Origin of the sequence: Clostridium sp. C8-1-8 (genome assembly GCF_009928445.1) — a bacterium.
In the GTDB taxonomy this organism is placed as follows: domain Bacteria; phylum Bacillota; class Clostridia; order Clostridiales; family Clostridiaceae; genus Clostridium_AR.
The window spans coordinates 18,071-29,599 of the sequence record NZ_JAABNO010000014.1; the positions used below are offsets into that span (position 1 = coordinate 18,071).

Sequence of the window (11,529 nt, forward strand, 5' to 3'; positions counted from 1 at the left end):
AAAAGGAGTGATGATATGTCTGTTGCAGAAAGAATTAAAGAAATTATAGCTAAGAAGAAATGGAGTAAGAATGATTTAGGCATGTCTAGAATACAATTAAGTAAATTGATGATTGTAAAAAATAATTTGGTGCTGTTGATAAAAGGTGATACTATAGATGCACCAGTTTGGTCAAAGGTTGAGAATATACAATTAGTTGAAGAAGATATAATAATTTATTTCGATGGTGAATATGATATTGTATTAGGAAAAGAAGACTATGAAGATTACAAAGACTACGTGTCTAAAGAGGAATGGCAAGTATTATTTGAAACTGATACTGCTAAAAAATTAGAAGAAATGAATCTTATTGACGATAAAGGTTTTTATTTAGAGATGCATGCAAATATAAGAAAAACAGAGAATACAGGAGAAATTGAGAAATTTGAAGAAGTTTACAAGGAATTAATGATGAAATAAATCTAATTTTAAGAATATTTTATAAAATTTTCAATATTAAGAAAATATACTTTTCTTAGAGTTTTTAATGTGATATCATTAAATAGAAATTATAATGTACACATTTACAAAGTGTAATAAGAACAAGGAACAATAGGGTAAAGGGGGATATAAGATGGCAGATAAAGTTAAAAAAATCGCATTATTAACTGGTGGAGGAGATTGCCCGGGATTAAATGCAGTAATTAGGGCTGCTACGAGAACTGCTATATTACAATATGGGTACGAAGTATATGGTTACAAGTTTGGATATAGAGGTCTTTATAATAACGATATAGTTCCTCTAACACTTGACTCTGTATCAGGAATTCTTCATAGAGGAGGAACTATACTTTATAGTTCTAACAAAGATAATCTATTTGATTATCAAGTAGAAGAAGATGGAAAAATAGTAAAGAAAGATGTTTCAGATGTAGCTGTGGAAAACTTGAAAAAAGAAGGTATTGACACATTGGTAGTTATTGGAGGAGATGGAACTCTCACTTCTGCAAGAGATTTTTCTAGAAAAGGCATTAATGTAATAGGTGTTCCTAAGACAATTGATAACGATCTAGAAGCTACAGATGTAACCTTCGGATTTAATACTGCTATAGAGATTGCTACAGAGGCGCTAGATAGACTGCACACAACTGCAGAGTCACATCATAGAATAATGCTATTAGAAGTAATGGGAAGAAATGCTGGGTGGATAGCATTAGAATCAGGAATAGCTGGTTCAGCCGATGTTATACTAATACCAGAAATACCTTACGACATTAATAAGATTGTTGATAAAATAAGAGAAAGAGAAGCTCAAGGAAAGCCATTTTCAATAATAGTGGTAGCTGAAGGTGCTAAACCTCTAAATGGAGAGGTGGTTGTGTCCAAAGTTGTTGCAGATTCACCAGACCCTATAAGATTAGGCGGAATAGCTAACAAGCTTGCTATAGACTTAGAAAAGTTAATTAAAAATCATGAGGTTAGAAGTACTGTACTAGGTCATATTCAAAGAGGAGGAAATACTTCTACTTATGACAGAATACTTTCAACTAGATATGGTGTAGCTGCTGTTGAATTGATTAATGAAGGAAAATTTGGAAACATGGTTTGTCTAAAAGGTGATAAGATTTCTTATGAAAGCTTAGAAAACGTAATTGGCAAGACTAAAGATGTAAATCCAGATGGGGAGTTAGTAAGCATAGCAAAGAAAATAGGCATTTCCTTTGGAGATTAATATCAAGAGCACTAATTCTAAGAATTAGTGCTCTTATTTCAACAAATCATGAAGTGTAGTTTATAAATTAGCAAATACCAGCTTAATTTATATATGTTCTAAATATACCTTTTAGTTGGATCATGTATAAATTAATTGTTGGTTATTATATAAATTTTAACCTAAAATGAGGCGCTTACAATAAATTATAGGTTTACTAAAATAATATACTGCCGTTACAGAAAATTTGAATTTTATAAAGAAAAAAGCTGTTGTAGAATATTTATAAAATACTTCTAAATATTCTGAAAATATGATATAATTGATGTAGACATCAAACATAGAAAGCTGGAGGGTATTATGAAGGAGATAAAAAAATATTTAGAGACTAGGATCGGAACATATGGATTTTTCTTCGAGGATTTGGTGAGTGGGTATACTTATGGATTCAATGAAAACGTTAAGATGACAGCTGCAGGGTGTATGAAGTTACCAATAGCTATATCCATAATAAAGGAAGTTGAGTTAGAAAAGTTTAATTTCTTAGACAAGATACGAATCGAGAAAGAAGATAAGGTTTATGGAACTGGCATAATCCATGAGTTTAACGAAAGAGACTACACAATATTTGAACTTCTAGTAGCAATGCTTATTCAAAGCGATAATACAGCTGCAAACAAGATTATAGATATCGTTGGGATGGATAGGATAAACGAAATAATAAAAGAGATGGATTTAAAAAGTACTGAACTAAATAGGAAAACTAATGATGAAAGACATCAGCATTCTGATGTTGAAAATATAACCAGCGCTTATGATTTGTGCGTTATATGGAAGCACCTATATAGAGCAACTTATCTAAGTAAGGAAAACAGTACAATGCTAATAGATATATTAAGAAGACAGCAAATCAAAAATAAACTAGCTCTTTATATTCCTGATGACTTAAAATATGATATATCAAGCAAGACTGGAGATAAAACTGGTGTAGAAAATGATACTGAGCTTATAGAACTAAATAAAGGAAGTTTTGCTTTTTCAGTATTATCAATGGGAATACCAAATAGTGTATATGGCACCGTTACTTTAGCAAAGTGCGGGAAAATGATGTGGGATAATTTAATGAATAATTGGCATTGAGACTTGAGGCCTTGATAACTCCTAGGAAACTAGGAGTTATATTTTTTATTCTTCAGTAAATTATATTATAGATAAAGTGTGGAGAACTATGTGTAGATAGACTAAATGAATTTATTAGAGAAAGAATAAAAAAGAGAAATTATACCTATTTGATCCAAATGGCTTACGTGGAAAGTTTAATCTATTAATGAGTAGATAAAGATGGAACAGTATTAATTATACATTCAAAGATGACAAAAATAAATTAAAGAATAATTTTAGTTACAATAGCTCGAAAGTAATAGTTATAAATGCTTAATATTAATACAGAATTTAAGTATAAAAATTCAAAACTAGACAAATAAGTAAATAAATTGTAAAATGTAATGGTTGCTATAAAAGAACATATCTAAAAGGGGGATTTTTTTTGAAAAAGTTACAGAAAATTTGTGCACTACTGTTAGTAACATTAGTTACTATAATACCATTAACTTCATGTAGTGCTCCGAAATCAACACCAGAAGAAACTACAAAAGTTGTGTTAGATATATTGTTAAAGGATGATAAGAGCAATATAAGTAAGATTGGACTAACTGATAAATACTATAAAGAAATTAGAGATGATGTTGATACTGGTATTGATAAGGGTTTTGAGCAAGGCTTAGCTACAGGTGGTGTAGATAAAAGTGTACTTACAGATGATTTAAAGAAAGAGTTGAAAAAAGATATACTTACTGGTTTAAGTAAGATACAATATGATGTGACCAAAGTATCTGAAGATAAAAAATCTGCTAAGGTTCAAATAAAGGCAAAAGGGTTCGATATGAACAAAATTGTAGAGACAAGCAAGCCTAAGCTTTTAGAGAAAATAAAAGCAAATAAATCTATGACTGAAAAAGAAATGTATCAGGAGTCATTTAAGCTTGCAGGTGAAGGTATGGCAAATGGAATTTTAGTGGACACGCCTAAGACCTATGACCTTAATCTTACTAAAGAAAGTAATGTTTGGGTTCCTAACTCAGACGACTTAATTAAGTTAGCAATGGGTATATATGGCAACTAAGTAAAAGATAATGTAAATAATATTAAATAAAAATAATTATATAGATATGTTATACAACTAGAATGTTTTGTAGCATTTGAGCTATAAAGCATGAAACCTATGATACTAATTAAAAATATATGAATCAATAAAAATTAAGAAGTAGAGAAAATTTTAAAGATTTTCTCTGCTTCTTAATTTTTTAGGCTATGTTAAAGTACTGTGCTGAAATTAAGTGGTCAGTCATCTGATGCTTAGATGAGCTTGCGCTTATTGCTCGCTCATATAACATCTCCTTCTTAACCACTTAATTTCAACAATATTATTAACCATAGCCTCATTAAAAAATAATTCAAAGTTAAAAGTAGATACAAATAAGTATAAGAAAAGTTTGCTAGTTTAGTGGAAAGTTATTAACTAAGGTTATAACTGTACGAAAGGCAATAGGTGGCATAGCACATAATTCGCAAAGCTGAATATACTGATTAAGTAAATTATTTGCTAAGTGGAAAGGAAGAATTAATCTTTAAATTTATAAAATTATAGTTTTCTATAACATAAACCAATATTATCGTTTTTACTATTGTAGTATCCGATGACTAGTAATTTAAATTCGAAACATTTCTGTAACATTAACTTAATTAATTTTATAAGGGAGAAGTTTAATGAGAAAATTTAAAAATATTTGTATTTTACTTATAGTGGTATTACTTTCAACTTTGACACTTGTAGGCTGTGGAGAACCAAAAGTCACTCCAGAGGATAGTGCTAAGATTATTCTAGATATAATTATAAAAGATGATAAAAGTAACATTGATAAGGTTGGTATTACAGAAAAGGAATATACAAATATCAGAGAATCTTTTGAGGGTGGATTAATGAAGGGAATATCATCTTCTGGTTTAGACGAAAGTATATTAACAGATGAAGTTAAAAATAAATTGAAGAGTGATATACTTACAGGACTTAGTAAAGTAAGTTATGAAATTGGAGCAGTATCTAAAGAAAAAGATTCGGCCAAGGTAGAAATTAAAATAAAAGGGTTTGATATGGATAAGATATCTAAAACTGCTGAGGATAAGCTAAAAAAAGAATATGAAGACAATCAGTCTATGACGGAGAAACAGATATATCAAGAGTCTTTTAAGATAGTAGGAGAAGAGATTGCCAAGGGCACATTTGTAGAAAACCCTAAGACAGTGACTCTAACTTTCACAAAGGAAAATAATGTTTGGATGCCTAAGGAAAGTGAACTTGTGGATTTAATGAAGGAAATTTAGGGTTAGAGAAAAATTAAGACAATTAAGATTAAGTTGGATATACTATAATATTTTAGCTTGATAAGTTGACATCAAGTATAATAAATGGTATTCTATGTTTAACAATTAACCTTTAACTTGATCCAGAGAGATCAATAAGGAAGTTATATTAATGCTAAAATAGAAGATAGACCAAGATAATCTTTAGAATCATAAAATTGTTTGACTTAGGTAGTCAAGTTGTTAGCCACAAATTTTATGCTGGTTTATCTGAATGCCGAGATAGCGATTTATTATGCCTTCCTTTACAGGAAGGCTTTTTTATTCTTGAAAGATCCAATATAAAGTCTAGAGTCATTACAAAATTATAATGAAATTCAATAGTAAATTATATTTTTCATAAGGCTGTGGATAGGTAGGTGTAGAGGCCTAAACTGTAGATATTGGAGAAAGAATAAAAAGAGATAAGCGCCTGCTATATTTTTAGAATAGCTTTAAAATTGGCAGATTGGCAAAGAGCAACTAACAAAAGAGAAGTTGGCAATTCTAAAATATGCATTAGCATATATAAGAATATTAGCATTCTATATAGTTTTCCTTCTTTAAATTAACACAGGGATGTTAAAAAGGAGCGATGAATATGTTAAAAGGCAGAAGTTTAATAGACCCAATGGATTTATCTAATGATGAATTGGAAGATATATTGCAGTTAGCAAGTCAAATAATGTCATCTCCAGAGGAATTTTCTAAAGTTTGTGAAGGCAAGCTTCTAGCAACGCTTTTCTTTGAACCCAGTACCAGAACAAGATTTAGTTTTGAAGCAGCTATGATGAGATTAGGTGGGAAAGTAATTGGATTTTCAGAACCTAATTCAAGTTCAGTTTCTAAAGGGGAATCTCTTGCAGATACTATTAGAACAGTAAGTTGTTACGCAGATATAATAGCTATGAGGCACCCAAAGGAAGGGTCAGCTAAAGTAGCATCTATATATTCAGATATTCCAGTTATCAACGCTGGAGATGGGGGCCACCAACACCCAACACAAACCTTAACTGATCTACTTACTATTAAACAACTTAAAGGTAGCTTTAACAATATGACCATAGGAATATGTGGTGATTTAAAGTTTGGTAGAACAGTTCACTCCTTATTAAAAGCCATGTCAAGATATGAAAATAATAGGTATATCTTAATCTCTCCAAGTGAATTACAAATTCCTGATTATATTAGGGAAGAGGTACTAAAACATAACAATATAGAGTTTATGGAAGTTGAGAGCTTAGAAGAATCAATGGAATCTCTTGATATTCTATATATGACAAGAGTCCAGAAAGAAAGGTTCTTCAATGAAGCTGAGTACTTAAGACTTAGGGATAGCTATATATTAGATAGAGAAAAGCTAAAAAGAGCAAAGAAGGATTTGATGATTCTTCATCCACTACCAAGAGTAAATGAAATAGATTATTCCATAGATGAAGACGAAAGAGCATGTTACTTTAAGCAGGCTAAGTATGGAATGTATGTAAGAATGGCACTTATTGCAAAGCTTTTGGGGGTGAGATAATGCTTCAGGTTACAAGTATAAAAAGAGGAATTGTTATAGATCATATAACAGCTGGCATGGGCAATAGTATATATAAATATCTCAATCTAGACAATGCAGACTACTCAGTGGCACTTATAAAGAATGTTGAGAGTAAAAAGCTAGGAAAGAAAGATATTATTAAAATAGATAATGTTATAGATATAGATTATGAAATTCTTGGATTGATATCACCATCCATATCAATAAATATAGTAGAAGATGAAAGGATAATAAAAAAACTTAAGACAAGACTCCCAAATGTAGTTGAAAACTTAATAAAGTGCAAGAATCCAAGGTGTATAACTACTGTTGAAAATTATATTCCTCAAAAGTTTATATTAACTAACAGAGAAAAAGGAACCTATAGATGTGGATATTGCGATGAAGAACACAAGCTTACTATAAGACTGGAGGAATAAAAATGGATTTATTAATAAGGAATGCTAATATAGTTGATTTGAGTCACAACTTTTATGGTGACGTATATATAAGAGAAGGCAAGATTGAGGAAGTTGGAAGCAACATAGAGGATAAAGGTTGTAAAGTTATTGACGCAAAGGGAATGACTGTAATGCCAGCCTTTGTAGATATGCATGCACACTTTAGAGAACCAGGCTTCACATATAAAGAGGACATATATACTGGTTCAAGAACTGCAGCAAAGGGTGGTTACACAACTGTAAACCTAATGGCAAACACTAACCCTATTGTCAGCAGTAAGGAGATCTTAGATTATGTCTATAAAAAGAATGAGGAAGTAGGCCTTATTGACCTTCATCAATGCGTATCAATAACAAAAAACTTTGATGGTGCTACAATAGCTCATTTGGATCAGTTTTCTGAAGAAGTAAAAGCTATATCTGATGATGGAAAAGGAGTATCTGACTCCAGAGTTATGATGGAGGCTATGAAAAAAGCTAAGGAGATGGACTGGCTTGTTATATCCCATGCTGAGAGCCATGAATTTTCTGATATAGATATGAGATTAGCGGAGAACATGATGACTTGGAGAGATGTTAGTCTTGCGAAGTTTACTGGAAGCAAGCTTCATATGGCTCATGTAAGTACAAAAGAGGCGATGAAATATGTAATTGAAGCAAAATGTGATGGGGCAAAAGTTAGCTGTGAGGTTACTCCACATCATATAGCTTTAAGCGATGAGGTATCAAACTACAGAGTTAATCCACCAATAAGAGATAAAGAAGATGTGAATTTCCTTATTAAAGCTATAGCTCATGGAGATGTAGATGTTATTGGTACAGACCATGCACCTCACTCACAGGAAGATAAAGAAAAAGGTGCTCCAGGATTGATAGGATTGGAGACAGCATTCCCAATATGCTATACAAAGCTTGTAAAAGAAAAATATATCAATTTAAATAAGTTAAGTGAAATGATGAGTTCAAAACCAGCAGAACTTCTTAAATTAAATAAAGGTAAGATATGTCCAGGCTTCGAAGGAGACTTAGTAATTCTTAACCTAGGGGAATCTTTTAATGTAAGTGAAGAAACTATACTTTCAAAGAGCAAAAACACCCCATTCTTAGGTTGGGAGCTTTATGGCATAGTAGATAAGACGATTAAAGCTGGAAAAGTTATTTTTGATAGACAGGAGGCTGCTTTAAATGAGTAATCAAATAGTTGACAGATTATATGAAAAAGTAGAGAAAAATGGTGTGGTGTGTGTAGGCTTAGACACAGACATAAGCTACATACCAGAGGAAATAAGAAGTGATTTCGCTAATATTGAGGATGCTATTTTTGAGTATAACAGGAGAATTATTGATGCTACTTATGATGTAGTGGCTTGCTTTAAGCTTCAAATTGCTTACTATGAAGCGCTTGGTATAGCAGGGGTAATAGCTTATAAAAAGACCTTAGAGTATCTAAGAGAGAGAAAATTAATCACAATTGCTGATATAAAAAGAGGAGATATAGCAGCAACTGCTAAGATGTACGCAAAGGCTCACTTTACAGGAGAGTTTGAAAGCGACTTTATAACCTTAAATCCATATATGGGCATGGATAGTATAGAGCCATATCTTCCTTACTTAGAAAGTAAAAACAAGGGGATATTTGCACTGGTAAAGACTTCAAACAAGGGGTCAGGAGATATACAAGATTGCAATATAGATGGAAAAGGCACTGTATACGATCATGTGGGAAATATGATAGAAAGCTTAGGAAGAGATTTCATTGGGAATAGTGGATATAGCTCCTTAGGTGTAGTGGTAGGCTGTACTCATATAGAACAGGCAAAGAGACTAAGGGAAAACCTCCAATCATCATATTTCTTAATACCAGGATATGGGGCTCAAGGAGGAAAAGCTGAGGATGTGGCTGTATCTTTAAGAGCAGGTAACGGTGGAGTGGTAAATTCATCAAGAAAGATACTGCTTGCATATAAGGAAGAAGAAAACTATCTGCACTTTGAAGATAGCTCCAGAAAAGAAGCTATTAGAATGAGAGAAGATATAAGAAGATCAGTTCTTGAGCTGGAGGGGAAAAATGAAGGTTAACTATAAAAAAGTTAAGATTGAAAGTAATGTAAATCTATGTGGCAACATATTTAAACTTTCTATTCAGTGTGATGATTCAATAACAGCAGGTCAATTTTATATGTTAAAGCCTAGAAGAGCTCTTCTTGGAAGACCAATATCCATATGTGAAAAAAGTGATGGAATAATATCCTTTTTATATGCAGTGGTTGGTTCAGGTACTGAGGAGTTTAGAGATTTAGAAAAGGATGATTATATAGAAGTAATAGGACCGCTGGGCAACGGATTCGATGAAAAGAAAGAATATGGAAGAGTAGCTTTGGTTGCTGGTGGTATAGGCATAGCTCCAATGCTTCAGTTGGCTAAGGTTATAAAAGAAAATGGCAACTCTAAAACTTTAGATTTGTTCGCAGGATTTAGAGATGAAACCTACTTGTTAGAAGAGCTACAGGATTTTACCCATAATATATCCATAGCTACAGATAAAGGAACTTTTGGTCATAAGGGATTTGTTACAGATATAATAGATTACACTAAGTACGACACTATACTATGCTGTGGCCCAGAAGTAATGATGAAAAAAGTAATAGATAAGGCAAAGGAAAATGAAATTGCTATATATGCTTCTATGGAAAAGCATATGGCTTGTGGTGTTGGGGCTTGTCTTGTATGTACTTGTAAAACAAAAGAGGGAAATAAAAGAACTTGTAAAGATGGACCTGTGTTTAATGGTTATGATCTTGAGCTTTAGGGAGTGATGATATGCTAAAGGTAAATATAAATGGAATAGATTTCAAAAATCCTCTTATTGCTGCTTCAGGAACCTTTGGATTTGGAGAAGAATACGCAGATTTCTATGATGTAGGGATTTTGGGAGGTATAAGTTCAAAGGGATTAACTCTAAATAAACGCCAAGGAAATGATGGTATTAGGGTGTTTGAAACAGCCTCTGGGATGATGAATAGTGTAGGACTTCAAAACCCAGGAGTAGATGCCTTCATAGATGAAGTTTTGCCTAGGATGAGGAAAATTGATACTAACATAATAGCTAACTTAGGGGGGAGTACTATTGAGGACTACGAAATAGGTGCTTCAAAGTTAGATAAAACTGATATAGACATGATTGAATTAAATATATCTTGCCCTAATGTAAAATCTGGTGGAATGGCTTTTGGAATAAAGTGTGAAGTGGCAGAGGAAGTAGTTTCTAAGGTTAGAAAGGTAACAACTAAACCTCTCATGGTTAAGCTTTCGCCTAATGCAGAGAATATAGTGGACATGGCTTTAAGTTGTGTTAAAGCAGGGGCTGACTCCTTATCTTTAATAAATACGGTAAAAGCTATGGCTATAGATATAAAGAAGAGAAAGCCTGTGTTTGACAATACTTTTGCAGGTTTATCAGGACCGGCAGTTAAGCCAATAGCGTTAAGAATGGTATATGAAGTATCTAAGGCTGTAGATATACCTGTAATAGGTCTTGGGGGAATTATGAATGCCAATGATGTGATAGAATTCCTTATGGCAGGAGCAAAAGCTGTTCAGTTAGGTACTGTAAATTTTGTCAACCCTATGGCGGCAGTAGATATAATAAGAGATCTAGAAAGGTTCTTAGAAGAGCAAGGAATAAAAGATATAAACGAAATAGTTGGAGTTATATAAAAGTAATATATAAATTTATAATTTAAGAGGAGATGTAAGATATGGTTTTAGAGATATTAAAGGAAGTAGAAGCATTATTAGAGGGACATTTTTTGTTATCATCAGGAAAGCATTCAAATAGATACTGCCAATGTGCTAAGCTATTACAACATCCAGACAAAGCAGAAAAAGTACTAAGTGTTGTAGCAAAACAACTATCTGAAATTGATTTTGATATAGTAGTAGGACCAGCAATGGGGGGGGTTATAGTAGCTTATGAAGTAGGAAGACAGTTAGGTAAGCCTGCTATATTTACAGAAAGAGAAAACGGAGAAATGACTTTGAGAAGAGGCTTTACTATAAAACCAGGGCAAAGGGTTGTTATAACTGAAGATGTAGTAACTACCGGTAAATCCTTCAAAGAAGCTGCAAAGGTTATAGAAAGCCTAGGTGGAGAAGTTGTAGCAGTAGCTTGTATTGTTGATAGAACTACTAGTAAGGTAACTGATTATCCAATGGTAAGTGCTATAAAGCTTGAAATAGAATCCTATGAAAAAGATGAATGTCCATTATGTAAAGAAAATATTCCATATATAAAGCCTGGTAGCAGAAATATAAAATAGCATATATAATAATAAAAAATGTCTGTGAATACAGTACTGTTTTATTTAAACTCTCACTGTTAGTGAGAGTTTAAT

General features: G+C 32.3%; 12 protein-coding genes. All 12 read left to right on the plus strand.

What is annotated here, in order from left to right:
• The first annotated feature begins 15 nt into the window (after window positions 1–15).
• The 12 genes from GXK57_RS14775 (at window position 16) to pyrE (ending at window position 11,454) form a co-directional block, all read left to right on the plus strand.
• A complete protein-coding gene (locus GXK57_RS14775; protein ID WP_160677851.1) occupies window positions 16–459 on the plus strand; it encodes a hypothetical protein in 444 nt (147 codons plus the stop codon).
• A 154-nt stretch (window positions 460–613) separates the two neighbouring features.
• Window positions 614–1,711, plus strand: a complete 1,098-nt coding sequence (locus GXK57_RS14780) for a 6-phosphofructokinase (protein WP_160677853.1) — start codon at window positions 614–616, stop codon at window positions 1,709–1,711.
• A gap of 339 nt (window positions 1,712–2,050) precedes the next feature.
• The gene (locus GXK57_RS14785) at window positions 2,051–2,830 is read left to right on the plus strand and encodes a serine hydrolase (protein ID WP_160677855.1); all 780 of its coding nucleotides are present in this window, start codon (window positions 2,051–2,053) and stop codon (window positions 2,828–2,830) included.
• A 406-nt stretch (window positions 2,831–3,236) separates the two neighbouring features.
• Window positions 3,237–3,872 carry a DUF5105 domain-containing protein gene (locus GXK57_RS14790; protein WP_160677857.1) on the plus strand — a complete coding sequence of 212 codons (636 nt, stop codon included), beginning with the start codon at window positions 3,237–3,239 and terminating at the stop codon, window positions 3,870–3,872.
• 644 nt (window positions 3,873–4,516) lie between these two features.
• Window positions 4,517–5,131, plus strand: a complete 615-nt coding sequence (locus GXK57_RS14795; RefSeq protein ID WP_160677859.1) for a DUF5105 domain-containing protein — start codon at window positions 4,517–4,519, stop codon at window positions 5,129–5,131.
• Between the two features lie 619 nt (window positions 5,132–5,750).
• Complete coding sequence (gene pyrB / locus GXK57_RS14800) at window positions 5,751–6,674, plus strand: aspartate carbamoyltransferase (RefSeq protein WP_160677861.1); 924 nt, start codon at window positions 5,751–5,753, stop codon at window positions 6,672–6,674.
• Window positions 6,674–7,114 carry an aspartate carbamoyltransferase regulatory subunit gene (locus tag GXK57_RS14805; RefSeq protein WP_160677863.1) on the plus strand — a complete coding sequence of 147 codons (441 nt, stop codon included), beginning with the start codon at window positions 6,674–6,676 and terminating at the stop codon, window positions 7,112–7,114. The genes pyrB and GXK57_RS14805 overlap by 1 nt, the downstream gene beginning before the upstream one ends.
• 2 nt (window positions 7,115–7,116) lie before the next feature.
• The gene (locus tag GXK57_RS14810) at window positions 7,117–8,328 is read left to right on the plus strand and encodes a dihydroorotase (RefSeq protein WP_160677865.1); all 1,212 of its coding nucleotides are present in this window, start codon (window positions 7,117–7,119) and stop codon (window positions 8,326–8,328) included.
• Window positions 8,321–9,214 (plus strand): orotidine-5'-phosphate decarboxylase, encoded by an 894-nt coding sequence (gene pyrF, locus GXK57_RS14815; protein WP_160677867.1) that lies wholly within the window; start codon window positions 8,321–8,323, stop codon window positions 9,212–9,214. The genes GXK57_RS14810 and pyrF overlap by 8 nt, the downstream gene beginning before the upstream one ends.
• Window positions 9,204–9,944 carry a dihydroorotate dehydrogenase electron transfer subunit gene (locus GXK57_RS14820; protein WP_160677869.1) on the plus strand — a complete coding sequence of 247 codons (741 nt, stop codon included), beginning with the start codon at window positions 9,204–9,206 and terminating at the stop codon, window positions 9,942–9,944. Before pyrF ends, GXK57_RS14820 begins: the two co-directional genes overlap by 11 nt.
• Before the next feature lie 11 nt (window positions 9,945–9,955).
• Complete coding sequence (locus GXK57_RS14825) at window positions 9,956–10,852, plus strand: dihydroorotate dehydrogenase (protein WP_160677871.1); 897 nt, start codon at window positions 9,956–9,958, stop codon at window positions 10,850–10,852.
• Window positions 10,853–10,893: 41 nt separating this feature from the next.
• A complete protein-coding gene (gene pyrE / locus GXK57_RS14830; protein ID WP_160677873.1) occupies window positions 10,894–11,454 on the plus strand; it encodes an orotate phosphoribosyltransferase in 561 nt (186 codons plus the stop codon).
• Window positions 11,455–11,529: the final 75 nt, after the last annotated feature.